Here is a 24,940-nt window from a genome sequence, read left to right as displayed (position 1 = left end):
GCGGACGCCCCGGTCGACGGCGGTGCCCGCTCAGGCGGGGTCCTCCGACGCCTGAGACTCCTCCTCCAGGAGCTGTGCGACGTGCCGGTGACCCACCGTCTCGTACCCCACGACGGTCACCGCGGGCGCGAGCATGACGATGAGCAGAGCCCACGCCATCGAGGCGCCTGCCGCGACGGCCGCCACGGCCGCGCCCAGCATGGCGACCCCGCCGAGCGCCAGCCACAGGTGCAGCGGGTCGATCGTGCGCACGAGCACCCAGTACAGGGCGTAGTCCGCGACGACGAACAGCATGACGGGCACCGCCACGGCGAGCACGGTCCCGATCGGGCCGAGGTGCGACTCGCCCGCGAGGTAGAACGCGGCGACGTGCAGGCCGGCGCCCACGCCCGCGAGCGCGGTGAAGACCGCCAGGTGTCCGTATCCCCAGCGGAACGAGCGATCGCGGTGGCGGTGCAGCATCTCGCCGGCAGGGGTGATGTAGTACGTCCACCACAGCCCGAACGTGAGCCCGATCCCGGCGACGACCACGAGGACGGCGTCGAGCGTCCACCCGTCCTCGCGGATCACGGCCGACAACGAGGCGACCGTGCCGATCACACCCTCGCCGAGGGTGATGATCGCCAGCAGTCCGTACCGCTCGGCGATGTGGTGGGGGTGCCACGGCGTGATGGGGCGTCCGCGGGTGCGCTCGGCGAGCCAGGGACCGAACATCTCCACCACCGAGAGCGGCACGGCGATCGCGAAGAACGTCGCGACGCTGACGGGAGCCAGCACGAGGACGATCCACCCGGTCTGCGTGAGGACGAGGCTGCGGACGTACGTGAGCGCGACGCCGCGGTACTCCGGCGCCTGCCGGGCGACCCGCAGCCACTGGACAAGCATCGCGAGCCGCATCACGACGTAGCCGGCCACCATCACCTCGTTGTGGACGCGCTCGCCCTCCACGAGGGACTCGAACATCGCGGGCAGGCCGAGGGCGAGCACCACGACGCCGATCATCTGCACCATCGTGGTCACGCGGTAGACCCAGTCGTCCGTGTCGAACGCGGACGCGAACCACGAGAAGTTGATCCACGCCCACACGATCGCGAACATCGAGAACGCGAAGCCGAGCACGCCCGCCCCGGCGTGCTCTTCGACCAGGAGGTGCGCGGCCTCCTCGCCCGCCACGCCGAACGCGACGACGAAAGACAGGTCGAAGAGGAGCTCCAGGGGCGTGGCGGTCCGGAAGGTCTCGCGGGGGTCCCGACCGGACATCTGCCGCACCCTGCGGACCGCTGGCGCGGCGTCATGACTCGCGTTCATGGCGTCATGGAACCACGCCGTCGCCGCCTCGTCACCGCCGGCCCGGGCGGTAACCCCGATCAGCCGACGCCTTCTCTCGTCCGAGCCTGCGGTCAGCCGAAGGCCTTGCCCTCCCCGCGGTAGGTCGGCACCGTCTCGACGACCTGGTCGCCACGGACAAGGTGGACCTCCGTGAACCGCTCGGCGAGCTCGCCCCCCTTCGCGTGCCGGAACCAGGCCCGGTCCCCGGTCCGCAGCGGCGCCCCGCCCCGCCGTCTCAGCGGGGTCTGCACCTCCCCCGCCCCCTCCGTGCCGCTCAGCTCCCAGCCGGGCGTCACGACCCGCGGCAGGCGGTCCCGGCCCGACGGGCCCGACGCGATGTAGCCGCCACCGAACGCCGTCGCCCAGCCCGGCCCGGGCTCGCGCACCACGTCCAGCCCGAACCAGGCCGCGGGCCGCGGCGTGAACGCGCGGTACCCGTCGAACAGCCCGGGGACGAACAGGCCCGAACCGGCCGTCACCTCGGTCACCCCTTCGGCCCCGGCCGAGACCTCGAGCGACCCCGTCCCGCCCGCGTTCACGAGGTCCAGCCGGTGTCCGACGGCGGAGCTCACCTCCGCGACGACCAGCGCCCTGCGGCGGCTCACCTCCCGGACCGACAGCCGCTTCACGAGGCGAACGGCCGCGCTGCTGTCCTGCAGGCCCGCGACCTGCGCCTCGTAGAACATGAGGCCGCGCACGCGCAGGCCCGGCGTCGCCTCCGCCCGGTGCGCCACCGAAGCGACGTCCGCCGGCTCGCGCAGCGGGGACCGGCGCACGCCGAGGTGCGCGGTCAGCGGCCCGGCGCCGAGGCGCAGCGACGAGTCGACGTCGAGGCACACGCCGACGTCGTCCCCGCCCGGCCCCTCGACAGCCGCGGCGATCAGCTCGAGGTGGGCTCCGGAGTCGGCCATCAGGGTGATCTCCCGACGCGCCACCGGGTCCGCCGCGAGCTCGGCGAGCGCCGCGCGGTCCACGGTCGGGTAGCCGACCAGGACGTCCCGCACGCCCTCGCCGACCAGCCACAGGGCCTCCCGCAGGGAGTACGTCATGACGCCGGTGAATCCGGCCGCCAGGCCGCGGGTCACCAGGCTGCGCACCCGCACCGACTTGCTCGCGAGGCGCACCGGGACACCTCCGGCGCGGCGCAGCAGGTCGGCCGCGTTCCCGTCGAACGCGTCGAGGTCGACGACGGCGACCGGCGCCGGCAGGTGCGCCGTCGCCGCGGAGAGCCGCGCGGTCAGGTGCTCGAGGGGTTCGAGCGGGCCGCCGCCGGATCGCGCCGGAGCGGTGGGGTTCGGAGCGCCGGACTTTGCCGGTGCGTCGGAGGGGGACGCCACGCGACGAACGTACCGCTCCGCCCGCCGCGGAGGTAGTACCCATCGGCGCAGATGGGGGCTCCTCGCGGGGACTTCGGCGTGGGATAGTGCTCCCGTGGCAGCCCCTACCTCCACGCCCGTGCCCGCCGGCCCCTTCCGGACCGGCCGCCCCTGGACCAACTGGGCCCGTACCGTCTCGGCCACGCCCGCGCGCACCGCGGCGCCCCGGGATGAGGCCGAGCTCGCCCAGGTTGTGACCGCGGCGGCCGGCGACGGCCTGCGCGTGCGCGCCGTCGGCGCCGGCCACTCCTTCACGCCGGCCGCCGCGACGGACGGCCTGATGCTGAACCTGGACGCCGTCTCGGGGCTGCTGCGCCTCGACCGGGGGCCGTCCGACGCCACGCTCGTCACCGTCGGCGCCGGTACCCGCCTGCACGACCTCAACGCGCTGCTGGCGGCGCGCGGCCTGGCGATGCGCAACCTCGGCGACATCGACCGCCAGTCGGTCGCGGGCGCGATCTCTACGGGTACGCACGGCACAGGCGCGCGGCTCGGCGGCCTCGCCACCCAGGTCCGTGGCCTGCGGGTGGTGGGCCCGGACGGCACGGTCCGTGAGACGGTCGCCGGCGACGACCTCTTCGAGGCGTCCCGCCTGGGCCTCGGCGCGACGGGCATCCTCAGCGCGGTGACGCTCGAGGTGGTACCCGCGTACGACCTGCGGGCCCAGGAGGAGCCGTGGCCCCTGGAACGCGTCCTGGAGGGGCTCGACGACCTCGTCGACGGCAACGACCACTTCGAGTTCTACTGGTTCCCGCTCACGCGGCGCGCGCTCACTCTGCGCAACACGCGGCTGCCGCGGGACGAGGCAGCTCCCGACGACCCGAGCATGAACGCCGCGCTGCGGCGGGTCCGCTCCGCGGCCAGGTCTGCGCGGTCCGCCGCCCGCGCGACGGCACGCGTCGCGACGCGCGCTCGGAGCTGGGTGGACGAGGAAGCGCTGTCGAACGGTGCGTTCGGCCTGGTGAACCGGGTCGCGACCGCGTACCCGCAGACGACGCCCCGGCTCAACGACTTCTCGGCCCGGGCCCTGAGCGCCCGCACGTACACCGCGCCGTCGTACGAGGTGTTCTGCTCGCACCGCCGGGTCCGGTTCCGCGAGATGGAGTACGCGGTTCCGCGGGCAGCGCTGCGGGACGTGCTCGCCGAGCTCGACGCCTGGCTCCTGGCAAGCGGGGAGAACGTCCCGTTCCCGGTCGAGGTGCGGTTCGCCGCGCCCGACGACGTCTGGCTCTCCACCGCGCACGGCCGCGACACCGCGTACGTCGCGGTGCACCAGTACTGGCGGCTGCCGTTCGGCCGGTACTTCTCCGCGGCGGAGCAGATCCTGGCCGCGGCGGGCGGTCGCCCGCACTGGGGCAAGCTGCACACCCGGACCGCGTCGGAGCTGGCGCCGCTCTACCCGCGGTTCGCGGACTTCCAGCGCGTGCGAGCCGAGGCCGACCCGGACGGGGTGTTCCGCAACGCCTACACGGACCGGGTCCTCGGCGCGGGCGCCGGCTGAGGCCTGACCGGATCAGCCGGCGCGCCGTCGGACCGCGCGCCGTCGGCCGGCTTCACGACCGGGTGGTCCATGTACCCCAGGACGATCCGCCCGAGCTCGTCGAACGCCGCCTGAGCAGCGTCGTCGTCCTGGTCGACGAGCCACGCGAGCTCGATGCCGTCGATCTGCTGCGCGACGAACCGCGCCAGGAACGTCGGGTCCGTCCGGTACTTCACGCCCGCCTTGTCCGCGAGCCGGTCGAGGTATTCGCGGGTGAAGGCGACGCTCTGCGCGAGGTGGGCCTGCGCAACCTCGCGCAGCACCGGCGTGCGGGCGCCGTTCGTCGCGAACTCGAACGTCAGCAGCCGCATGTGCCGGTTCTCCTTGAGGCCCGTGAGCAGCGACTTCGCGGCGGCCTCGGCGAGCGTCTCGGCGTCGTGACCGGCCTCGAGCGCGTTGAGCACCGGCTCGGAGGCGGCGAGGGCGATCGCACGGCCCATGGCCCGCAGCAGGGCGTCCTTGTCGTCGAAGCAGTAGTGCACCGTGCCGAGGGAGATGTCGGCCTCGCGCGCGACCTGGCGCACGGTGACGGCCTCGACGCCGTCGCGCATCGCGACCCGCAGTGCCGCCTCGACGATCTCTGCCCGCCGCTCCTCCAGCGGCTTGCGCTTCACCGCCCCTCCTCCTCGGGCACGGGGAGCGCCACGACGAGCGCGGTCGCGATCGCGGCGACGCCCTCGCCCCGGCCTGTGAGCCCAAGCCCGTCGGTGGTGGTCGCCGACAGCGACACCGGCGCGCCCGCGGCGGCGGAGAGCGCCGCCTGCGCCTCGTCGCGACGGGACCCCACGCGTGGTCTGTTGCCGATCACCTGGACTGCCACGTTCCCGATCATGTACCCCGCGGAGCGAACGCGCCGGGCGGCCTCGGCCAGGAGGGTGGTCCCGGAGGCGCCGGACCACTCCGGCCGGGAGGTGCCGAAGTGCGAACCGAGGTCGCCCAGGCCGGCGGCGGAGAAGAGCGCGTCGGCGGCGGCGTGGGCCGCCACGTCGGCGTCGGAGTGACCGGCCAGGCCCCGCTCGCCCGGCCAGTGCAGGCCACCGAGCCACAGCTCACGGCCGGAATCCTCGGGAGCGAACGCATGGACGTCGACCCCGACCCCGGTGCGCGGGATCGGGGGTTGGGGGGCGGTCATGCTGCCTCCTGGAGGACGAGCTCGGCCAGCCACAGGTCCCGCTCGGTCGTGATCTTGAAGGCGAGGTCGTCGCCGGGCACGATGTGCACCTTCTCGCCGAGCGCCTCGACCAGCCCCGCGTCGTCGGTGGCCGCGAGGTGCTCCGCCGCCGCTCGGACAGCGCCGGCCTCGTGCGCGCGGACGAGGAGGCCGCGCTCAAAACCCTGCGGGGTCTGGACCGCACGGAGCAGCGAGCGGTCGGGGGTCCCGACGACGAGCTCGGCGCCGGGGCCGGGAATCACCTGCTTGATCGTGTCGGTCACGGGCAGGCCAGGGACGACGGCGCGGTGACCCGACCTGACGGCCTCGACGACACGCCGCACGAGAGAAGGGGGAACGAGGGGACGGGCCGCGTCGTGCACCAGGACGACGTCGTCCGCCGCGCGAGCCATGCGAAGCCCGGTGGCGACGGAGGCCTGTCGGGTGGCGCCGCCTTCGACGACGCGCACAGGCACCTCGATGTGCGGGTCACGAGCCACGACCTCGGTCACCACCGCGGCAAGGCCCGCCGGGGCGGTGACCACGAGACCATCCACGACGCCCGACGCCGCGAGGCGACGGGCGGCGTGCAGGACGAGCGGCAGGCCACCCAGCTCGACGAGGGCCTTCGGCAGGTCACGTCCCAGCCGGGTTCCCGAGCCTGCGGCTGTCAGGATCGCGAGGGTCGTCAGCTGGCGAGCACCTCGTCGAGGATCGCCTCGGCCTTGTCCTCTTCCGTGTGCTCGGCGAGCGCGAGCTCGGAGACGAGGATCTGCCGGGCCTTTGCGAGCATGCGCTTCTCACCTGCGGAGAGGCCGCGGTCGGCGTCGCGGCGCGACAGGTCGCGAACGACCTCCGCGACCTTGATGACGTCACCGGACGCCAGCTTCTCCAGGTTCGCCTTGTACCGGCGCGACCAGTTGGTGGGCTCCTCCGTGTACGGTGCGCGAAGCACCTCGAAGACGCGGTCGAGACCCTCCTGCCCGACCACGTCGCGCACACCCACCAGGTCGACGTTCTCCGCCGGGACCTCGATGGTCAGATCACCCTGGGCGACCTTGAGCTTCAGGTACATCTTCTCTTCGCCGCGGATGGTGCGGGTCTTGATCTCTTCGATCAGCGCCGCTCCGTGGTGCGGGTAGACAACCGTCTCGCCTACTGTGAACGTCATCTGCAGATGTCCCCTTTCCCAGGACACCAGGTTACCACGCCATGATCTGGACAACTCACCCGCTTGGTGTTTGCCCGGAGCCATCAGTGGAGCGTTTCTGCAGGTCACGGCGTTGCCGCGGACCGTTGATGGGGTATCACACTCCGCTCGCGACCGGCCGTGACGTTTCATTCGGCACACCGTGACGGGCCGTCCGGCGTCCCCGGCCGGGCGCGGGCACCTGTCGGCGCCCACTAAGATGGCGCGGGGTGCGCACGCGCCGGCGAGCCGAGCGCTCCCGCGGGTGCCGTGCACCGTTCGAGCCTACGAAGACCAGGGAGTTCACCGTGTCCCGTCGCGCCACCACCACCGCTCGCGTCGCCGCCCTCGCGGCCAGCGCCGCGGCGGGCGCCCTCCTCCTGGCGGCCTGCGCCCCCACGACCACGACGCTGAACTACGCGCCGTCGGACGGCGTGCGTGTCGACCTCGCCGACCTGAAGCTGCGCGGGATCAACCTCCTCGTGGTCTCCGAGGGCGACGGCGAGCCGGGCAACCTCCTGGGTGCGCTGACGAACCACACCGGCGACGCCGAGACGTTCCGCCTCGAGGCCGAGGGTGCTGCTCCTGTCACGATCTCCGTGGACGCCGGGGAGACGGTCTACCTCGGCACCGCCGACGGCGAGGACGTGCAGCTCGACGTCGTCGACGCGATCCCTGGCGGAAGCATCCCCGCGGTCCTGACCGCCGGCGACGAGTCGCAGGAGTTCGAGCTCCCCGTCTTCGACGACACCCTGCCGGAGTACGCCGACTACCTCCCCTGACGGGGGGACCGGCGGGCCGACCAGGACCTGGGTAGCGGTAAGAGCCCCGGTTCCGCGACCCAGGTCCTGGTCGGGGCCGCCCGCTGCCCGGCGCCGGTGGCGCACCTCCCGCGGAGCCGGCCGGTCCGCCGTCGGGCACCCGCGTAACGGAACGGGCGGCTCTCCCGAGGGAGAGCCGCCCGTTCCGTATCCCCCAGACGGGGAAGGTCACCCGAAGCGGCCCGAGACGTAGTCCTCCGTCGCCTTCTCGCTCGGCGCGGAGAAGATCGTCGCGGTGTCGTTCATCTCGATGAGGCGGCCCGGCTTGCCCGTGCCCGCGATGTTGAAGAACGCCGTCCGGTCGCTCACTCGCGCCGCCTGCTGCATGTTGTGCGTGACGATGACGATCGTGTAGTCCTTCTTCAGCTCCTGGATCAGGTCCTCGATCGCCAGCGTGGAGATCGGGTCCAGGGCCGAGCACGGCTCGTCCATCAGGAGCACCTGGGGCCGCACCGCGATGGCGCGGGCGATGCACAGGCGCTGCTGCTGGCCACCCGACAGGCCCGAGCCCGGCCGGTCGAGACGGTCCTTGACCTCGTTCCACAGGTTGGCGCCGCGCAGCGACCGCTCGACCAGGTCGTCCGCGTCGGTCTTCGAGATCTTCTTGTTGTTGAGCTTCACGCCCGCGAGGACGTTCTCCCGGATGGACATCGTGGGGAACGGGTTCGGGCGCTGGAAGACCATGCCGACCGTGCGACGCACCGCCACCGGGTCCACCTCGGGGCCGTACAGGTCCACGCCCTCGAGCTCGACCGAGCCCTCCACGTGCGCCCCCGGGATGACCTCGTGCATGCGGTTCAGGGTGCGCAGGAAGGTCGACTTCCCGCAGCCCGACGGGCCGATGAACGCCGTCACCGACTTGGGCTCGATGGTCATCGAGACACCCTGTACGGCCATGAAGTCGCCGTAGTAGATGTTGAGGTCCTTCACGTCGATGCGCTGGGCCATGAGAGTGATCCTGTCTTGTGCTGCGGCTGAGGGGAAGGGGCCTGCGCGTCAGCGCAGCTTCGGGGAGAACCAGCGGGTCACGAGGCGGCCCGCGAGGTTCAGGAGCATGACGATGAGGACGAGCGTGAGGGCCGCGGCCCAGGCACGCATGTAGTTGATGTCCGGGATGCAGTCGAGCTGCCCGTCGCGGCACGTCGCCACACCCTGCGCGTACTGCCGGTAGATGTAGACCGGCAGCGACATCATGCGGTCGTCGAACGGGTTGAAGTTCAGCGAGTCCGTCGTGCCGGCCGTGATCAGGATCGGGGCGGTCTCGCCGATGACGCGGGCGACGGCGAGCAGGATGCCGGTGGTGAGGCCGGCGACGGAGGTGCGGAGCACGATCTTGATGATCGTCAGCCACTTCGGCACGCCCAGGGCATAGGACGCCTCGCGCAGCTCGTTCGGGACGAGCTTGAGCATCTCCTCGCAGGAGCGCACCACCACCGGGATCATCAGGACCGACAGCGCCACGGCGGCGATGATGCCGAGCTTTGCGCCGGGCCCGAGGAAGATGGTGAACAGCGCGAACGCGAAGAGGCCCGCCACGATCGACGGGATGCCCGTCATGACGTCCACGAAGAACGTCACGGCGCGGGCCAGCGGGCCGCGTCCGTACTCGACCAGGTAGACGGCCGTGAGCAGGCCGATCGGCACCGAGAGGACCGAGGCGCACAGGGTGATCACGAGCGTGCCGATGATCGCGTGGTACGCGCCGCCGGCGTCCATGCCGCCGAAGACGCCGCGCATGGTGACCGACAGGAAGTACGGGTTGAACTTCGACGCACCGTTGACGACGACCGTCCACAGCAGCGACACCAGCGGCAGCATCGCGAGCCCGAAGGCCCCGTAGACCAGCATGGTCATGATGCGGTCGGTGCGCTTACGACCCTTGTCGCCGCTGGTCAGGAGCGAGCGGATCTGCTCGGTTTCGTCGGACGTGCCGACCGTGACGGCGCTCATCAGTTGGCTCCCGAGAAGTCCTTGCGACGCGCCACGATCGCGCGCGCGGCCATGTTGACGGCCAGGGTGATGATGAAGAGGGCGAGGCCCGTGGCGATCAGCACGTTCACCGCGAGGCCGCTCGCCTCGGGGAAGCGCGACGCGATGTTCGCGGCGATGGTGGTCAGCTCGCCGGCCCCGAAGATCTGCAGCGAGTACCCGAGGCCCGTCGACAGGATCATGAGGACCGCCATCGTCTCGCCGAGCGCGCGGCCCAGACCCAGCATCGCGGCCGAGATCACGCCGGAGCGGCCGAACGGCAGCACGGCGGTGCGGATCATCTCCCAGCGCGTGGCGCCGAGTGCCAGGGCCGCCTCTTCGTGCAGCTTGGGCGTCTGCAGGAACACCTCGCGCGAGACAGCAGTGATGATCGGCAGGATCATGACGGCGAGCACGATGGACGCGGTGGCGAGCGACCGGCCCGTGGCGGTCGCCCGGAACTCGACGAACGGCAGGACGTTGAGAACCCCGACGAGCCACACCCAGAAGTCGGCGATCAGCGGCGCGAGCACGCGCCCGCCCCAGAGGCCGAAGACCACCGACGGGATGGCCGCCAGCAGGTCGACGACGTAGCCGATGCCCGACGCGATGCGGCGGGGCGCGTAGTGCGAGATGAACAGCGCGATGCCCATCGCGATCGGCGTCGCGATGGCCAGCGCCATCGCCGCGGCGAGGAGCGTGCCGAACACCAGCGGCCCGACGTACTGCGCGATCGACGTGACGCCGGCCGGCAGCTTGCCGTCTGCCAGCAGCTCCGCCTGGCTCGCGGTGAATGCGGGGAGCGCACGCGCCACGAGGAACGCGGCGACCGCCGCCAGCACGCCGAGCAGCAGGACGCCCGCGCCGGTGGTGATCCAGCGGAACACCCTGCTGAATCCGCGCTCCGTGTCGCCGCTGGCGCGCCGGCGTCTCGGCTCGTGCCTCGTGGCGTGGGCGGGCGGGCTGGCGGTGGTCATCTCGAGGGGCTCCTCGGCTCGCTGGGGCTGCGGTGGGAAGGGCGGGCCGTGCTGGACGCGGGCTCTGGGGACCAGTGTCCGGTACGGCCGTGGGGGGGGGGGGGGGGGGGGCCGCGGGGGGGGGGGGGGGGGGGGGGGGCCCGGGCCGGGGTGGGGGGGGCCGGGGGGGGGGGGGGGCGGGGGGGGGGGGCGGCCCGGGGGCGGGGGGGTGGGGGGGGGGGCCCCCCCCCCCGGCCGGGTGCTGCTCAGGATGACAGCGTCAGCCGACCGTGATCGCGTCGATCGAGGCCTGGACCTGGGTGGCGGTGTCGGCCGTGATCGGGGAGCTGCCCGCCGCGCTGGCGGCGGCCTCCTGGCCCTCCTCCGAGGCGATGTAGCCGAGGAACGCCTTGACGAAGTTGCCGGTGGCCTCGTCCGTGTAGTTCAGGCAGACGACCTCGTAGGAGACGAGCACCAGCGGGTAGGCGCCCGGCTCGGTCGTGGTGCGGTCGATCTTGATCGCGAAGTCGTGCTCGTGGCGGCCCTCGACGAGGGGCGACGCGTCGACGACGGCGGCGGCGGCCTCCGCGGAGATCGGCACGAACTCCTCGCCGACCTTGATCGCGGCGGTGCCCAGCTCGCTGACCTTCGAGGCGTCGGCGTAGGTCACAGCACCCTCGGTGTCGGTGACGACACCGACGACACCCGAGGTGCCCTCGGCCGAGTCGCCGGACTCGAGCGGCCAGACGCCGTCGGCCTCGTACGTCCACACGTCGGGCGCGGTGGCGGCAACGTACTCGGTGAAGTTCTTCGTGGTGCCCGAGTCGTCGGAGCGGTGCACCGGCGTGATCGTCGTGGCCGGGAGCTCGACGCCCTCGTTCGTGGCGGCGATCGCCGGGTCGTTCCACGTGGTGATGGTGCCCGCGAAGATGCCGGCGATCGTGGCAGGGTCGAGGTTCAGGGAGTCGATGCCCGGCAGGTTGAACGCCACGGCGATCGGGGAGACGTACACCGGCAGGTCGATCGCGCCGTCGGGGCCGCAGACCTCGGTCGAGGAGGCGATCTCCTCGTCCTTCAGCGCGGAGTCCGAGCCCGCGAAGACGACGCCACCGGCGAGGAACTGCTCGCGGCCGGCGCCGGAACCCGCGGCGTCGTAGTTGATCGTCACGTCGGGGTACTGGCTCTGGAACCCGGCAACCCAGGCCTCCATCGCGGACTCCTGCGAGCTGGCGCCGGCGCCCGAGAACTCGCCCGAGATCTCGACGGTGGGCTCGTCGGCGGCCTCGTCAGTGGACGAGGCGACAGGGTCGGTGTTGCCGCAGGCCGCCAGGGAGAGCGCAACCGCGCCGACCATCACGGCGGAACCAGCGCGGGAGAATCGGCTGAGCTTCACGTGTCGTTCCATCCTGTTCACGAAGATCGTGGTCTCTGCCGGCGAGCGCCGACGTCACGGACGGTAGGCACGCCGGATGACCTGATCCCCAGGACGAGGTGAACGGAAGATGAACAGTGCACCGAGTGGAGAGTGAAACCCGCCACTCTACTCACGTTTCGTTACCCTGTCGTGACGAACGGCACCAAGAGGATGCCCGACGGCGGAGCTCACCTTCCGTCCGGAAGGCGAGCTCCGCCGTCGGGCACCTGGGTCGTGACGACCCTGCGCTCCGCTCCCGGCGCGTGCCTCGTCCCGCGGCCCGCACCGTGCGCTGCGCTCCGGGTCATCCCTCAAACCTGACGGGTCGTGACGACCCTGCGCTCCGCTCCCGGCGCGTGCCTCGTCCCTCGGCCCGCACCGTGCGCTGCGCTCCGGGTCATCCCTCCGAGTCGGCGAGCTTGTACCCCAGGCCGCGGACGGTCAGCAGGTACCGGGGCGTGCCGGGGTCGGGCTCGATCTTGGAGCGGATGCGCTTCACGTGGACATCGAGGGTCTTCGTGTCGCCGACGTAGTCCGCACCCCAGACCCGGTCGATGAGCTGGCCGCGCGTGAGCACGCGGCCGGCGTTGCGCAGCAGGAGCTCGAGGAGGTCGAACTCCTTGAGCGGGAGCGAGACCTGGTGGCCGTCCACCATGACGGTGTGCCGCTCGACGTCCATGCGGACGGGTCCCACCTCGAGGATCCCCGCGCCGTCGTCGTCGGCGGCCTGGCCCTCCGTCGGCTGGCGGCGGCGCAGCACCGCGCGCATGCGCGCCAGCAGCTCGCGGAACGAGTACGGCTTGGTGACGTAGTCGTCGGCGCCGAGCTCCAGGCCCACGACCTTGTCGATCTCGCTGTCCTTCGCCGTCAGCATGATGACGGGCACGTCGCCGCGGATGCGGAGCTCTCGGCACACCTCCGTGCCCGAGAGGCCGGGGAGCATGAGGTCCAGGAGCACAAGGTCGGCGCCGCCCTCGTCGTACGCCGCGAGCGCGTCGTGGCCGTTCGCGGCCTCCACCACCTCGAAGCCCTCCCGCGTCAGCTGGTACGTCAGCGGGTCGCGGTACGACTCCTCGTCCTCCACCACCAGGATGCGCGTCACGCATCCACCTCCTCGTTCGTCGCGGTCGTGCTCGTGGTCGTGTCGGCGGCCGGCCCCGGCGGGTTCCCGGACGGTGCCGGGATGTCCGCGGACGGGATCCGCAGGGTGAAGGTCGAGCCCCGGCCGGGCTCCGACCACATGGTGACATCGCCGCCGTGGTCGGCGGCCACGTGCTTGACGATGCTCAGGCCGAGACCGGTCCCGCCGGTGTCGCGCGACCGGGCCTGGTCCACGCGGTAGAAGCGCTCGAAGACGCGCTCCTGCTCCGGCTCCGAGATGCCGATCCCCTGGTCCACGACGGCGATCTCGACCAGGCCGTTGCGCTCGGAGACGCCGACGCCGACCCGGGTCGCCGGGCTGCTGTAGGCCACCGCGTTGTCGAGAAGGTTGCGCACGGCGGTGACCAGCAGGTTGTGGTCGCCGTACACGACGCAGTCCAGCGACCCGCCGAGCGTGATCGCGATGTTCTTCGCCTGGGCCGTCGTCCGGGCGCGGTCCACGGCCTCTTCCACCACCTCGCGCACCGGGACGGGCGACGGGTTCTGCAGCGCGCCCGCAACCTGCAGGCGCGACAGCTCGATGATCTCCTGGACGAGTGCGGACAAGCGCGTGGCCTCCCTCTGCATGCGCTCGGTGAAACGCCGGACGGCCACCGGATCGTCCGCGGCGTCCTGGAGGGTCTCGGCGAGGAGGGCGAGTGCACCCACCGGAGTCTTGAGCTCGTGGGAGACGTTGACGACGAAGTCGCGGCGGATGGCCTCGACGCGGTGCGCCTCGGTGCGGTCCTCCGCGAGCACGAGCACGCGATCCAGGCCCAGAGGGGCGACGCGCACCTGCAGCAGCACGGTGCCCGAGCCGATGGGCCCGCGGGGCAGCTCGAGCTCCAGCTCCCGGATCACGCCGTCACGGCGGACCGCGCGCACCATGTCCTTGATCGCAGGGTGAACCAGCGCGTCGTTGCGCACCACGCCCAGCGCGTAGGCCGGGGGCGAGGCGCGCACGACCTCGTCGTCCTCCGCCAGCACGACGGCGGCGGAGCGCAGCACCGAGAGCACCCGCACGAGCCCCTCGTCGAGCTCGGCCGGTGGGCTCTCGGGGAGGTTGCGCTGCTGCCGCTCGGAGACGCGGAACGCAACAGCCGCGACCACACCCACGACGACGCCGAGGGCACCGACCGCAACCAGCGACGCCCCGGTGATGAATCCGTCCACCACTCCAGCGTAGGCGGGGTCACGGCGGGGTCACGGCCGAGAAGGTGGATGCTCCCGATCGCGTCGCTTACTGTTCATCCCGAGGGGGACATTCGTTCACCTGGAGGTTCACGGCCCGGTGCGATGCTGAGGTTGCGCGTGGTGTCGGCCGTGCGCCCACCATCGAGAGGAATGTGATGCGAGAGATCTTCGACGCCGAGCTGCGTCAGGTCGGCGAGGACCTTGCCGAGATGAGCCGGCTCGTGGAGTCGGCCATCACCAGAGCCGGCAAGGCCTTGCTGGAGGCGGACCTCGAGCTCGCCCAGGAGGTCATCGCCTCCGACAAGACGATCGACCAGATCGAGGCATCGCTCGACGAGCGATGCGTGCACATCCTCGCCCAGCAGGCGCCCGTCGCGACCGACCTCCGCGTCGTCGTCAGCGCACTGCGCATGAGCGCGTCGCTCGAGCGCATGGGTGACCTCGCCCGGCACGTCGCCCAGGTGGCCCGCGGCCGGTACCCGGCGCGCGCCATCGTGCCCGCCGCAGAGGAGACGTTCGCCCGCATGAGCGAGGCCGCGATCCGTGTGGCCCAGCGCACCACGACGCTGCTCACGACGCGCGACCTCGAGGTCGCTGCGGCGATCGAGCGCGACGACGACCTGCTCGACGAGCTGCACGCGGAGACCTTCAACAAGCTCCTCGCGCCCGAGTGGGACGGCACCGTGCAGGAGGCGATCGACATCACGCTCGTCGGCCGCTACTACGAGCGGTTCGGCGACCACGGCGTGTCCGTGGCCAAGCGTGTGACGTTCCTGGTCACGGGCGACTTCGCGGAGGACCACCTCTCCTGAGCCTCCCCGTTGTGGGTATGGGCACGGCGTGACTCCCCGGCGCCCCCCGTTGGTGGGTAGGGGCCGGGCGTCCGCTCGGAGCCCGAGTTCACGCCGTGCCCATACCCACAGCGAGGTGCGCCGGGTCAGCGGCCCTGGTTCGCGACCGCCGCGATCGCGTCCTTCGCCGCCTCCGGGTCGAGGTACGTGCCACCCGGCTTGACCGGGAGGAGCGTCTCCTCGTCGAGCTCGTAGACCAGCGGGATGCCCGTCGGGATGTTCAGGCCGGCGATCGTGTCGTCGTCGATGCCGTCCAGGTGCTTCACGAGCGCCCGCAGCGAGTTGCCGTGCGCGGCGACGAGCACCGTCTTGCGCGCCTTGAGGTCGGGGACGATCTCCGCCTCCCAGTACGGCAGCGCGCGGTCGAGCACCTGCTTGAGGGCTTCCGTGCGAACCACGGGGGCGTCGGCGTAGCGCGGGTCCGAGTCCTGCGAGAATTCCGAGCCCAGCTCGATCTCGGGCGGCGGCACGTCGTACGAGCGGCGCCAGAGCATGAACTGCTCCTCGCCGAACTCGGCCAGCGTCTGCTTCTTGTCCTTGCCCTGCAGCGCGCCGTAGTGGCGCTCGTTGAGGCGCCAGGAGCGCTTCACGGGGATCCAGTGCCGGTCCGCGGTGTCCAGGGCGAGGTTCGCCGTCATGATCGCGCGGCGAAGGAGCGACGTGTGGACCACGTCCGGCGTCACGCCGGCGTCCTTCAGGAGCTCGCCGCCGCGCTTGGCCTCCTCGGTGCCCTTCTCCGACAGCGCGACGTCCACCCAGCCGGTGAACAGGTTCTTGGCGTTCCACTCGCTCTCGCCGTGGCGGAGCAGCACGAGGGTGTAGGTCATGGCACCATCCTGCACTGTCCTCCGGGCTGTGGCAGGCAGTCCCGAAGGGTGGTCACCGATCCTCGCGCTCGAGCACGAACACCGGGATCTCGCGGTCCGTGCGCTTCTGATACCGGGCGTAGTCGGGCCACGCCGCGACGGCGCGCTCCCACCACACGGCCTTCTCGTCGCCGGTGACCTCGCGGGCCACGTACTCGTGCTTCGCGGGCCCGTCCTGCAGCTCCACCTCGGGGTGGGCGACGACGTTGTAGTACCAGACGGGGTGCTTGGGCGCGCCGCCCAGCGACGCGACGACCGCATAGACGCCCTCGTGCTCGACCCGCATCAGCGGAACCTTGCGGACCTTCCCGGTCTTGGCCCCGCGCGTCGTGAGGATGACGCACGGCTTGCCCATGAGCAGGGTGCCCTCGGTCCCACCCGACGCCTCGTATCGCTCCACCTGCCTGCGTGCACGCTCGGACGGGCTGGGGCCGTACTCTCCGGTGATCGGCATGTCGCCATTCTCACCTCCGGATCAGCGGGTGGCGCGCACCTTGCGGGCCTGCTCGTACACGTCGAGCATCTGCCGCGCCGCCGCCTCCCAGCCGAACCGCGCCGCCGAACGGCGCGCGCCGGCGGCGAGCCGTTCCCGGCGCTCGTCGTCGCCCAGCAGATCCGCCAGGACGCGCGCCCACGTCGCCGGCTCGTGGTCCGGGACGAGGACGCCGGAGATCCCGTCCTCCACGACGGTCCGCAGGCCGCCGACGGCAGCCGCGATCACGGGCGTGCCGCTCGCCTGCGCCTCCGCGGCGACCAGCCCGAACGACTCGTTGTGCGACGGCACCGCCACCAGGTCGGACGCCCGGAAGTACTCCACGAGCGTCTCGCGCGGCACCGGCGGACGCACGACGACGTCGTCGGCCACCCCCGCCTGATAGGCCAGCGCCTCCAGCTCCCGGACCGCGGTACGACGACCCGACGGCCCGCCGAGGACCACCAGCAGGGGCCGCTGCACGACGCCGGACCGGTCGCCCCGCGCGGTCCCGCCGCCCGGGGTGCCGTCCGCGGTGCCGTCCGTCCCGGGCCACTCCCCCAGCGCCCGGACCAGCACGTCGGGGCCCTTGAGGAGCTGAACGCGACCGGCGAACAGGACCACCGGCCGGTGCTCCGGCAGGTCGAGCCGACGGCGAAGGGCGCGGCGCGCCTCGGCGCGGGCCGCACGGCCGTCGTCGGCCGCGGCGGCGGCAGCTCCGACGTCCGGGACCACGCCGTCGTCGGCCGCGGCGGCGGCAGCTCCGACGTCCGGGACCACGCCGTCGTCGGCCGCGGCGCCGGGGACCGCGCCGAGCGGCGAGAACACGTCGAGGTCCACGCCCGGCGCGACCACGTGCACACGCGCGGGGTCGGCCGCGTAGTCGCGGACGAGGTCTTCGGCCTCCTGCTCCGTGGAGGCGACGAGGGCGTCCGCCTCCGCGACGACCTGCTCCTCGCCGATGATCCGGCCCCGCGGTTCGGGTGAGTCGCCGGGCGCGAGCGCGGCGTTCTTCACGCGCGCCATCGTGTGCATGGTGTGTACCAGCGGGACGTCCCACCGCTCCGCGGCGAGCCAGCCGACCTGCCCCGACAGCCAGTAGTGCGTGTGCACCACGTCGTACCAGCCCTCGGGCCGGTGCGCCTCGGCCCGCAGGACGCCCGCGGTGAAGGCGCAGAGCTGGCCCGGCAGGTCGTTCTTGTCCAGGCCCTCGAACGGCCCGGCCGGGATGTGCACCACCCGGATCCCGGGCTCGGCGTCGACCACCTTGGGCTGCGCCGACGTCGTCGCCCGCGTGTAGATCTCGACCTGCACGCCGTGCCGCGCGAGCGCGCGCGACAGCTCGAGCACGTAGACGTTCATGCCGCCGGCGTCGCCGGTGCCGGGCTGCTCCAGCGGCGACGTGTGGACCGAGACCATCGCGACCCGCAGGGGGCGCGGCGCGTCGGGCTCCGCGAGGTGAGGGGGCACCGTGTCGCGCACTACGCCTCCAGCACGCAGGCGGGAGGCACCGGCAGGCGGAGGGTCCCCACGACCTCGCCCTTGCCGGTCCCGCGGTCGACCGTGACCGACAGCAGCGCGTCGGTCCCCTGCGCCGCCACGACGACGAGGTCCTGGTCCGGGCCGTCCAGGACCGCGTGATGGCGCGGCCACGTGGCGGCCCCCAGCGGCACGTCCGCCAGGTGCTCCAGCCGCAGGTGCCCGACGACGTCCCCGTCGCCCTCGCCCTCGGCGGGGCTCACCGCGAGCACCGCGAGCACGTCCGGCCCGCGCACCCCCGTGTAGACGCGGCGCCCGTCCGGGCTGAGCGTGACGTGCGCCGGGAAGCCCGCCGACCCGTCGGCCGAGGTCGCGCCGGTGAGCGGGACGGAGCCGGCGTGCCGCAGCGCACCCCCGTCGTCGGGGACCAGCACGTGCAGGCGGCAGTCGAGCTCTCCGGCCACGAGCACCGTCCCGTCCGCACGCTCCACCAGGTGCCGCGGCCCGGTGCCGGGAGGCAGGGTCGCGACGACGCTGCCCTCACCCGAACCGTCGAGCGGGTACGCCCGCAGCTCGTCCGTGCCGAGGTCGCTGACCAGCACGCGGTCGCCCTGCACGTGCACGTAGTGGGCGTGCGGCCCCTCCTGCCGGTCGGTCTCGGGACCGCTGCCCGTGTGCTCGAAGATGCGGCCCTCCCCCGTGAGCCGGCCGTCGGCGTCCACCGGCCACACGCCGGCCGTGCCGCTGGAGTAGTTCGCGACCCAGACGTGGTCCGTCGTCGCGACCACGTGGCACGGGTGAGCTCCGCCGGAGTCGACGGTGCCGGTGGGAGCCGGCCCTCCGGCGTCGGGCAGCGCGAAGGCCGTGAGCGCGCCCTGGTCCGTCTCCGTGACCGCGTAGAGCGCGCGCCCCGACGGGTGCAGGGCGAGGAACGACGGTGCGGGGACCTCGACGACGCGCTCGGCGGGGCCGAAGGCGCCGGCCGCGTCCACGGCGACGCGCCACACGCCCTCGCCGGTGCCGGCGGCCGCGTCGCGGCGAGGGTAGCTGCCGATCCACAGCGAGCGGGACGGGGAAGAGGCCATGTCACAAGCGTAGGTCCGCGCGGGCGCCCGCCGGACGGCCGTCCACAGCCCCGGCCCGCGGCTGTGACGCAAGGAACCCCGGCGACGTCGATGACGTGCCGGGGCTCCGAGGACAAGCGTCGTGTCAGGCGTGCGCCTTGTCGTACGCCTCCTGGATCTCCGTGGAGATCCGTCCGCGGTCGCTCACCGCAAGACCGGTCGACTTCGCCCACTCGCGCACCGCAGCCGTGTTCGACGAACCGCGCGAGCGGCGGGCGGCCGGGCGGGCGGCCGCAGGACGCGACGACGCCTTCCGGGCATGCCCGACCCACATGGCGAAAGCCTCACGGAGCTCGGACGCGTGCGCGGCGCTGAGGTCGATCTCGTAGGAGACACCGTCGAGACCGAAAGTCACGGTCTCCTCGGCGACCCCGCCGTCGATGTCGTCCACCAGAACAACCTGAACCTTCTGAACCATCTGGCCCACCTTTCCGCGCCAACCCTTTTAAAGCTCGTGCAGTTCGTGAGCATGCCCTACCGGGCCATTATCTGTCAATAATGCCACGGGAAAACGCCCGCGCGAAAATCGGCCCGGCGGGTGGTTCACCCACGATGATCGCCAGGGCATCAACGGAAAGGTCCGCTAGTGCCCGGCCTCATTTCCCGCGGACGGCCGGGCTGTGCCGTCATCAGCAGGCTGCACGGCCGGTTCTGCGGACCGTTCTGCGGACAGCCGCTCGCGGTCCATTCGGTCCAGTGCGAGCCGCTCGTCACGGTCGGCGCGAACGATCTTTCGCATCGCGAACCAGAACAGCAGGCCCACGCCCGCCGAAGGGACCAGAGCCGCAACACTTGCCCAGAAGGTATCCATCACCACATCCTCGCGCTGGTCGTCAGGCCTGTGGCTTGACGAGCGGGAAAAGAATCGTCTCGCGGATTCCGTGACCGGTGAGCGCCATCAGGAGACGGTCGATACCCATGCCCATGCCGCCGGCCGGCGGCATGGCGTGCTCCATCGCCTCCAGGAAGTCCTCGTCGACGCGCATGGCCTCGTCGTCGCCCGCCGCGGCGAGCAGCGCCTGCGCCTCGAAGCGCTGCCGCTGGATCACGGGGTCCACAAGCTCCGAGTAGCCGGTCGCCAGCTCGAAGCCGCGCACGTAGAGGTCCCACTTCTCGACCTGGCCCTTCGAGGACCGGTGGTCACGGGTGAGCGGGGAGGTCTCCACCGGGAAGTCACGGACGAACGTGGGCGCGTACAGGTGGTCGCCCACCTGGTGCTCCCACAGCGTCTCGACGAGCTTGCCGTGGCTGATGACCCGCTTCGTGGCCAGCTCGATGCCGAGCCGGTCCGCGAGCTTCTCGAGGTGCTCCACCGACGTGTCCGCCGTGATCTCCTCGCCGAGCGCCTCCGACAGCGAGTCGTACATCCGCAGGCGCGGCCATTCGCCGCCCACCTCGTACTCGGTTCCGTCGGACAGCGTGATCAGCGTGGTGCCCAGCACCTCCTGGGCCGCGGTCTGCACGAGGTCCTGCGTCAACGCGCCGATGGTGTCGTAGTCGCCGTACGCCTCGTAGGCCTCGAGCATCGCGAACTCGGGCGAGTGCGTGGAGTCGGCGCCCTCGTTGCGGAAGTTGCGGTTGATCTCGAACACCTTCTCCACGCCACCCACCACGGCGCGCTTGAGGAACAGCTCCGGCGCGATGCGCAGGAACAGCTCCATGTCGAAGGCATTCATGTGGGTCGAGAAAGGACGCGCAGTGGCGCCGCCGGCCTGCGTCTGGAGCATCGGGGTCTCGATCTCCAGGAAGCCCCGACGGTGGAAATTATCGCGCAGGGAACGCACCACACCGGCACGGAAACGCACCATGTCGCGCGCGGCCGGGCGAGCAATCAGGTCCACATAGCGACGGCGGACCCGCGCCTCCTCGGAAAGGTCCTTGTACAGCACCGGGAGAGGGCGCAGCGACTTGGCGGCGATCTGCCATTCGTCCACGAACACGCTCAGCTCACCGCGGCGCGACGAACCGATCCGGCCGTGCACGAAGAGATGGTCACCGAGGTCGACGTCGCTCTTGAAGTCCGCGAGTGATTCCTCGCCCACCACGGCCTGGCTGAGCATCGCCTGAAGACGATTTCCCTCACCGTCCTGAAGTGCGACGAAGCACAGCTTCCCGGTGTTGCGCAGGAACACGACACGGCCGGCAATGCCTGCGACGTCGTCCGTCTCCTGCCCCGCCTCGAGGTGACCGTATCCCTCGCGGACCGCCGCGATCGTGCGCGTCACCGGGACGCCCACCGGATACGCCTCGACACCCTTGGCGAGCAGGCGCTCGCGCTTCTCGCGCCGGATCCGGAGCTGCTCGGGCAGGTCGTCGGTCTCGGGAGCGTCGGCGGGCACGCCCGGCGTGGAGCTTGGGTCGGTGGTCACCCCGCAATCCTACCGAGGCGGCCCGACCCGCCTGCAGCCCGGTACCGGCCGGCGGGCACGTGAGGTGCCCCACGTCGGGGCGGCACCCCCTTTCACCCGGGTGCCCTCCCGTTGAGTGCGGGACATCTGCTGGGTCCGAGGCCCCGGACCCAACAGATGTCCCGCACTCGACGACCGGGTCAGGCCGGGCGCAGGTCCAGGGCGAGGTCCAGGATCGGGGCGCTGTGCGTGAGCGCGCCGACGGACAGATAGTCGACGCCCGTGGCGGCGACCTCTCGGGCACGGTCGAGCGTGAGGTTGCCGGTGGCCTCGAGCTCGACGTGCGCAGGGACGCCGTCGCGGCCCTCTCGCGCGCGTACCGCGGCGACGGTCTCGGCCAGGACGGGCGTGGGCATGTTGTCGAGCAGGAGGAAGTCCGCGCCGGCGTCGAGCGCCTCGACGGCCTGGGCGGTCGTGTCGGCCTCGACCTGCACCAGGACGTCGGGGAACGCGCGGCGCACGGCCTCGATCGCGGCCCGCACCGACCCCGCCGCGACGACGTGGTTGTCCTTGACCATCGCGACGTCGTACAGGCCCATGCGCTTGTTCGTGCCGCCACCAGCCCGCACCGCGTACTTCTGCAGGGCCCGCAGGCCCGGCGTGGTCTTGCGCGTGTCGAGGACCTGAGCACCCGTGCCCGCGAGCTCGCGCGTCCACGCGGCCGCCGCCGTCGCGACCCCCGACGCCCGGCTCGCCAGGTTCAGCAGTGTCCGCTCGGCGATGAGCAGCACCTGCGTGGGGCCGCTGAGGGCGGCGAGCACCTGGCCCTTCGCGACGGCCTCGCCGTCCTGCGCGTGGAACGTCACTGCCGGCTCGCCCAGGCCCAGCCGTCGGGCCACCTGCGCCAGGACCTCCGGCACCACGACCAGGCCGGCCACGACGCCGTCCTCGCGCGCCACGAGGTCCGCCGTCCCCGTGGCCGACGCCGGGACGGTCGCCTGGGTGGTCACGTCCCGCCCCGGAGCGGGGCCGAGGTCCTCGTCGAGGGCGAGCTCGACCACGCGAGCGACCCACGCCGGGTCCAGACCCGGCTCGACGGCGGACGGGGCGGCGAAGACGGGCAGCGTGCCGGGGGCGTCGGAAGTGCTCACCGGCACACGGTACTTCGCGCGGCGGAGCGGGCGCCGTGGCGGGCCAGGGCCGGGCGCGGCTCCGTCGGGCGTGGGCACGACGACGCGGCCTGTCCCCTGCCGGGCCGGCCGGCCGTTGCGGATACGCAACGCGCGAGGTCAGACTGACCACATGCCGTCGATGGACCTCAACAGCGACCTCGGCGAGGGGTTCGGCCGCTGGACCCTCGGCGACGACGAGCGCATGCTCGCGATCGTCACCAGCGCGAACGTCGCGTGCGGGTTCCACGCGGGCGACCCTGCGACCATCCGCCGGACGGTCCAGGGCGCGGTGGCCCGCGGCGTCGCGCTCGGCGCGCACGTCGGCTACCGCGACCTCGCTGGTTTCGGCCGACGGAACATGGACGTGCCGAGCGACGAGCTCGAGGCCGACGTCGTCTACCAGGTCGGCGCGCTCAAGGGCCTGGCCGCCGCCGAGGGCGGCACCGTCACGTACGTCAAGCCGCACGGTGCCCTCTACAACACGGCAGCCGTGGACGAGCGGGTCGCGACGGCGGTCGCCGTCGCGGTCGCGGCCGTCGACCCCTCGCTCGTGATGCTGGGGCTGCCCGGAAGCGCGGCCCTCTCCGCGGCCGGGGCCGCAGGCCTGCGCACCGCGGCGGAGGCGTTCGCCGACCGGGCGTACACGCCAGAGGGGCGCCTCGTCCCGCGGCGCGAACCGGGCGCCGTGCTGCACGACCCGGACGACGTCGCCCGGCGCATGCTGCGCCTGGTCACCGAGGGCGTCGTCGTCGCCGTCGACGGCACCGTGGTGCCCGTCCAGGCCGACTCGATCTGCGTGCACGGGGACTCCCCGGACGCGGTCGCCATGGCGGAGCGCATCCGCGCGGTGTTCGACGCCGAGGGCGTGCGCCTCGCGCCGTTTGCGCTGGGCCTTCCGGCGTCGCGCGCCGCCGCGCCGGGTACGCCGGGCGGGTGAGCGTGCGGATCCTCACCGCCCGGGACGACGCGCTGCTCGTCGAGGTGGACGACCTCGACCAGGCGATCGCCCTGTTCGAGTCACTCGCGGAGAGCCCGGTCGCGGGCGTCGGCGAGCCCGTGCCGGGCGCGCGCACCCTGCTGGTCCCCTTCCGGCCGTCGGCAGTCAGCGCCGCCGGGCTCGCGGCGGAGCTGTGCCGGCGGTCGCTGGTCCGACGTCCGGCCGCGGCGGCCGGCACGGTCGAGATCCCCACGGTCTACGACGGCGAGGACCTCGCCGAGGTCGCCGGCCTCCTGGGCTGGAGCCCCGAGGAGCTGGTGCGCCGCCATACGGCGGCCGCCTGGACCGTCGGCTTCGTCGGCTTCGCGCCTGGCTTCGCGTACCTGACCGGCGACGACGCCGCCCTCCTGGTTCCTCGGCGTGTCACGCCACGCACCCGCGTGCCCGCCGGATCGGTCGCGCTCGCAGGCCCGTACAGCGGCGTCTACCCGCGGGAGAGCCCGGGCGGGTGGCAGCTCGTCGGGACAACGCGGGTCGCCGTGTGGGACGCCGACCGCGAGCGCCCGGCCCTCCTGCGGCCCGGGGACAGGGTCCGCTTCGTCCCGGTCCCGGCGCACGCCGTCGGACCCGCCGCCCGGTCGAGTCCTGAGGCGACCGGTCCGACGTCGGAGAACGGGCCGGCGCTCGAGGTCGTCGCGGCCGCCGTGAGCCTCGTCGAGGACCTCGGGAGGCCCCGCGGGGCCGGCGCCGGTGCGTCACCGTCCGGCGCCCTGGACCCGGCTGCGCTGCGCGCGGCGAACCGGGCCGTGGGCAACGAGCCGGGCGCGGCCGCGATCGAGGCGGCGTACGGGCTGCGGGTCCGGGCCCGAGGGTCGCTGGTCGTCGCGACGGCCGGCGCACCGGCACCGTTGACCGTCGTCCCGGCGTCGGGCGTCGAGCGCCGCCCCGGCCCCAGGGAGCCGTTCCTGCTGCACGACGGCGAGGAGCTCGTGCTCGACCCGCCCGACCGTGGCGTGCGGACCTACCTCGCGGTCAGGGGCGGCCTGGACGTGCCGCCCGTGCTGGGCAGCCGGTCCACGGACGTGCTCGGCGGCCTCGGGCCCGCGCCGCTCACCGCAGGGACGGTGCTCCCGGTCTCGACCCCACGACACGGCCTGCCGGCGGTCGACCCGGCTCCCGCAGAGTCGGACGCTGACCCGCTGCCCGCGCCGGGCGACGTCGTGCGCCTGCGGATCGTGCTCGGACCGCGCGACGACTGGTTCGACGCGACCGCGATCGAGTCCCTGACCGGACAGGACTGGCTGGTCACGGAACGATCCAACCGGGTGGGACTCCGGTTGTCCGGCGAGGCGCTCACCCACGCGCGGGAGGGCGAGCTGCCGAGCGAGGGCTGCGTCACCGGGGCGATCCAGGTGCCGCCGGACGGGCAGCCGGTGCTCTTCCTCGCCGACCGGCCGGTTACGGGCGGCTACCCGGTCGTCGGCGCGGTCGTGGCCGAGGACGTACCGCTCGCCGGCCAGCTCCCGCCGGGCGCGCGGGCGCGGTTCGTCCTCCGCGGCCCCGTGTGATCGGTAGTTCGTCGCATGATCGGCAGCTTGAACTGCCGATCATGCG

Annotated in this window: 25 protein-coding genes; 5 read left to right on the top strand and 20 right to left on the bottom strand. The window is 72.7% G+C overall.

Going from position 1 to position 24,940, the window contains the following annotated elements:
• Positions 1-30: 30 nt before the first annotated feature.
• Positions 31-1,308: a low temperature requirement protein A gene (locus tag L1785_RS14405; protein WP_236089966.1), complete on the bottom strand. Its 1,278-nt coding sequence runs from the start codon at positions 1,306-1,308 to the stop codon at positions 31-33.
• Positions 1,309-1,400: 92 nt separating this feature from the next.
• Complete coding sequence (locus L1785_RS14400; RefSeq protein ID WP_236090072.1) at positions 1,401-2,570, bottom strand: alanine racemase; 1,170 nt, start codon at positions 2,568-2,570, stop codon at positions 1,401-1,403.
• A 190-nt stretch (positions 2,571-2,760) separates the two neighbouring features.
• Between L1785_RS14400 and L1785_RS14395 the strand changes: the two genes are divergently transcribed.
• Positions 2,761-4,206, top strand: coding sequence for a D-arabinono-1,4-lactone oxidase (locus tag L1785_RS14395; protein ID WP_236089965.1), 1,446 nt, complete (start codon positions 2,761-2,763; stop codon positions 4,204-4,206).
• On the opposite strand, the gene L1785_RS14390 is transcribed toward L1785_RS14395, so the two are convergent.
• From L1785_RS14390 to L1785_RS14375, 4 genes are read right to left on the bottom strand one after another with little or no spacing between them, the layout of a single operon-like run.
• On the bottom strand, positions 4,170-4,859 hold the full coding sequence (locus L1785_RS14390; RefSeq protein WP_236089964.1) for a TetR/AcrR family transcriptional regulator: 690 nt from the start codon (positions 4,857-4,859) through the stop codon (positions 4,170-4,172). The genes L1785_RS14395 and L1785_RS14390 overlap by 37 nt on opposite strands.
• Entirely contained in the window at positions 4,856-5,377 is a 522-nt protein-coding gene (gene ispF / locus L1785_RS14385; protein WP_236089963.1) for a 2-C-methyl-D-erythritol 2,4-cyclodiphosphate synthase, read from the bottom strand. The genes L1785_RS14390 and ispF overlap by 4 nt, the downstream gene beginning before the upstream one ends.
• Positions 5,374-6,030: a 2-C-methyl-D-erythritol 4-phosphate cytidylyltransferase gene (gene ispD, locus L1785_RS14380; RefSeq protein WP_308113339.1), complete on the bottom strand. Its 657-nt coding sequence runs from the start codon at positions 6,028-6,030 to the stop codon at positions 5,374-5,376. The genes ispF and ispD overlap by 4 nt, the downstream gene beginning before the upstream one ends.
• Positions 6,031-6,083: 53 nt before the next feature.
• Positions 6,084-6,566: a CarD family transcriptional regulator gene (locus L1785_RS14375; protein WP_236089962.1), complete on the bottom strand. Its 483-nt coding sequence runs from the start codon at positions 6,564-6,566 to the stop codon at positions 6,084-6,086.
• A 326-nt stretch (positions 6,567-6,892) separates the two neighbouring features.
• On the opposite strand from L1785_RS14375, the gene L1785_RS14370 reads away from it, so the two are divergent.
• Complete coding sequence (locus tag L1785_RS14370) at positions 6,893-7,366, top strand: hypothetical protein (RefSeq protein ID WP_236089961.1); 474 nt, start codon at positions 6,893-6,895, stop codon at positions 7,364-7,366.
• Positions 7,367-7,573: 207 nt separating this feature from the next.
• On the opposite strand, the gene pstB is transcribed toward L1785_RS14370, so the two are convergent.
• The 6 genes from pstB to L1785_RS14340 all read right to left on the bottom strand — a co-directional run bounded on the left by pstB (position 7,574) and on the right by L1785_RS14340 (position 14,056).
• Positions 7,574-8,353 carry a phosphate ABC transporter ATP-binding protein PstB gene (gene pstB / locus L1785_RS14365; RefSeq protein ID WP_236089960.1) on the bottom strand — a complete coding sequence of 260 codons (780 nt, stop codon included), beginning with the start codon at positions 8,351-8,353 and terminating at the stop codon, positions 7,574-7,576.
• A 48-nt stretch (positions 8,354-8,401) separates the two neighbouring features.
• The gene (pstA, locus tag L1785_RS14360) at positions 8,402-9,355 is read right to left on the bottom strand and encodes a phosphate ABC transporter permease PstA (protein ID WP_236089959.1); all 954 of its coding nucleotides are present in this window, start codon (positions 9,353-9,355) and stop codon (positions 8,402-8,404) included.
• Complete coding sequence (gene pstC, locus L1785_RS14355; RefSeq protein WP_236089958.1) at positions 9,355-10,350, bottom strand: phosphate ABC transporter permease subunit PstC; 996 nt, start codon at positions 10,348-10,350, stop codon at positions 9,355-9,357. Before pstC ends, pstA begins: the two co-directional genes overlap by 1 nt.
• A gap of 259 nt (positions 10,351-10,609) precedes the next feature.
• Positions 10,610-11,722 carry a phosphate ABC transporter substrate-binding protein PstS gene (gene pstS, locus L1785_RS14350; RefSeq protein WP_236089957.1) on the bottom strand — a complete coding sequence of 371 codons (1,113 nt, stop codon included), beginning with the start codon at positions 11,720-11,722 and terminating at the stop codon, positions 10,610-10,612.
• Between the two features lie 418 nt (positions 11,723-12,140).
• On the bottom strand, positions 12,141-12,845 hold the full coding sequence (locus tag L1785_RS14345; RefSeq protein WP_236089956.1) for a response regulator transcription factor: 705 nt from the start codon (positions 12,843-12,845) through the stop codon (positions 12,141-12,143).
• Positions 12,842-14,056, bottom strand: coding sequence for a sensor histidine kinase (locus L1785_RS14340; RefSeq protein ID WP_236089955.1), 1,215 nt, complete (start codon positions 14,054-14,056; stop codon positions 12,842-12,844). Before L1785_RS14340 ends, L1785_RS14345 begins: the two co-directional genes overlap by 4 nt.
• A 176-nt stretch (positions 14,057-14,232) precedes the next feature.
• Here L1785_RS14340 and phoU point away from each other — a divergent pair, with 176 nt between their 5' ends.
• Positions 14,233-14,889: a phosphate signaling complex protein PhoU gene (gene phoU, locus L1785_RS14335; RefSeq protein WP_236089954.1), complete on the top strand. Its 657-nt coding sequence runs from the start codon at positions 14,233-14,235 to the stop codon at positions 14,887-14,889.
• A gap of 125 nt (positions 14,890-15,014) precedes the next feature.
• Here the strand turns inward: phoU and L1785_RS14330 are convergent, their stop codons facing one another.
• The 8 genes from L1785_RS14330 to nadC all read right to left on the bottom strand — a co-directional run bounded on the left by L1785_RS14330 (position 15,015) and on the right by nadC (position 22,368).
• The gene (locus tag L1785_RS14330; protein WP_236089953.1) at positions 15,015-15,755 is read right to left on the bottom strand and encodes a phosphoglyceromutase; all 741 of its coding nucleotides are present in this window, start codon (positions 15,753-15,755) and stop codon (positions 15,015-15,017) included.
• 52 nt (positions 15,756-15,807) lie between these two features.
• Complete coding sequence (locus L1785_RS14325) at positions 15,808-16,248, bottom strand: nitroreductase family deazaflavin-dependent oxidoreductase (RefSeq protein WP_236089952.1); 441 nt, start codon at positions 16,246-16,248, stop codon at positions 15,808-15,810.
• A gap of 21 nt (positions 16,249-16,269) precedes the next feature.
• Positions 16,270-17,685, bottom strand: coding sequence for a glycosyltransferase (locus L1785_RS14320; protein ID WP_236090070.1), 1,416 nt, complete (start codon positions 17,683-17,685; stop codon positions 16,270-16,272).
• A 62-nt stretch (positions 17,686-17,747) separates the two neighbouring features.
• Positions 17,748-18,830 (bottom strand): lactonase family protein, encoded by a 1,083-nt coding sequence (locus L1785_RS14315; protein ID WP_236089951.1) that lies wholly within the window; start codon positions 18,828-18,830, stop codon positions 17,748-17,750.
• A gap of 124 nt (positions 18,831-18,954) precedes the next feature.
• Positions 18,955-19,287 (bottom strand): histone-like nucleoid-structuring protein Lsr2, encoded by a 333-nt coding sequence (locus L1785_RS14310; RefSeq protein WP_236089950.1) that lies wholly within the window; start codon positions 19,285-19,287, stop codon positions 18,955-18,957.
• Between the two features lie 165 nt (positions 19,288-19,452).
• A complete protein-coding gene (locus tag L1785_RS14305) occupies positions 19,453-19,680 on the bottom strand; it encodes a hypothetical protein (RefSeq protein ID WP_236089949.1) in 228 nt (75 codons plus the stop codon).
• A 22-nt stretch (positions 19,681-19,702) separates the two neighbouring features.
• Positions 19,703-21,238 (bottom strand): lysine--tRNA ligase, encoded by a 1,536-nt coding sequence (lysS, locus tag L1785_RS14300; protein ID WP_236089948.1) that lies wholly within the window; start codon positions 21,236-21,238, stop codon positions 19,703-19,705.
• A 179-nt stretch (positions 21,239-21,417) separates the two neighbouring features.
• Positions 21,418-22,368, bottom strand: coding sequence for a carboxylating nicotinate-nucleotide diphosphorylase (nadC, locus tag L1785_RS14295; RefSeq protein WP_236089947.1), 951 nt, complete (start codon positions 22,366-22,368; stop codon positions 21,418-21,420).
• Positions 22,369-22,519: 151 nt separating this feature from the next.
• On the opposite strand from nadC, the gene L1785_RS14290 reads away from it, so the two are divergent.
• The gene (locus tag L1785_RS14290; RefSeq protein ID WP_236089946.1) at positions 22,520-23,326 is read left to right on the top strand and encodes a LamB/YcsF family protein; all 807 of its coding nucleotides are present in this window, start codon (positions 22,520-22,522) and stop codon (positions 23,324-23,326) included.
• Positions 23,323-24,894: a 5-oxoprolinase subunit B/C family protein gene (locus tag L1785_RS14285; RefSeq protein WP_308113334.1), complete on the top strand. Its 1,572-nt coding sequence runs from the start codon at positions 23,323-23,325 to the stop codon at positions 24,892-24,894. Before L1785_RS14290 ends, L1785_RS14285 begins: the two co-directional genes overlap by 4 nt.
• Positions 24,895-24,940 lie beyond the last annotated feature (46 nt).

The organism is Antribacter soli, from assembly GCF_021568775.1.
GTDB lineage: Bacteria > Actinomycetota > Actinomycetes > Actinomycetales > Cellulomonadaceae > Antribacter > Antribacter soli.
The sequence above is the reverse complement of the archived record's forward strand: the minus strand, read 5'-3'. Positions and strand labels throughout refer to the sequence as shown.

Bases quoted from the DNA above. Each gene is read 5' to 3' on its own strand.
- phoU (WP_236089954.1), top strand. From the start codon at position 14,233: ATGCGAGAGATCTTCGACGCCGAGCTGCGTCAGGTCGGCGAGGACCTT.
- L1785_RS14320 (WP_236090070.1), bottom strand. From the start codon at position 17,685: ATGGTCTCGGTCCACACGTCGCCGCTGGAGCAGCCCGGCACCGGCGAC.
- pstA (WP_236089959.1), bottom strand. From the start codon at position 9,355: ATGAGCGCCGTCACGGTCGGCACGTCCGACGAAACCGAGCAGATCCGC.
- L1785_RS14310 (WP_236089950.1), bottom strand. From the start codon at position 19,287: ATGGTTCAGAAGGTTCAGGTTGTTCTGGTGGACGACATCGACGGCGGG.
- L1785_RS14290 (WP_236089946.1), top strand. From the start codon at position 22,520: ATGCCGTCGATGGACCTCAACAGCGACCTCGGCGAGGGGTTCGGCCGC.
- L1785_RS14330 (WP_236089953.1), bottom strand. From the start codon at position 15,755: ATGACCTACACCCTCGTGCTGCTCCGCCACGGCGAGAGCGAGTGGAAC.
- L1785_RS14325 (WP_236089952.1), bottom strand. From the start codon at position 16,248: ATGCCGATCACCGGAGAGTACGGCCCCAGCCCGTCCGAGCGTGCACGC.
- L1785_RS14405 (WP_236089966.1), bottom strand. From the start codon at position 1,308: ATGAACGCGAGTCATGACGCCGCGCCAGCGGTCCGCAGGGTGCGGCAG.
- L1785_RS14315 (WP_236089951.1), bottom strand. From the start codon at position 18,830: ATGGCCTCTTCCCCGTCCCGCTCGCTGTGGATCGGCAGCTACCCTCGC.
- pstB (WP_236089960.1), bottom strand. From the start codon at position 8,353: ATGGCCCAGCGCATCGACGTGAAGGACCTCAACATCTACTACGGCGAC.
- L1785_RS14375 (WP_236089962.1), bottom strand. From the start codon at position 6,566: ATGACGTTCACAGTAGGCGAGACGGTTGTCTACCCGCACCACGGAGCG.
- pstC (WP_236089958.1), bottom strand. From the start codon at position 10,350: ATGACCACCGCCAGCCCGCCCGCCCACGCCACGAGGCACGAGCCGAGA.
- L1785_RS14305 (WP_236089949.1), bottom strand. From the start codon at position 19,680: ATGGATACCTTCTGGGCAAGTGTTGCGGCTCTGGTCCCTTCGGCGGGC.
- ispF (WP_236089963.1), bottom strand. From the start codon at position 5,377: ATGACCGCCCCCCAACCCCCGATCCCGCGCACCGGGGTCGGGGTCGAC.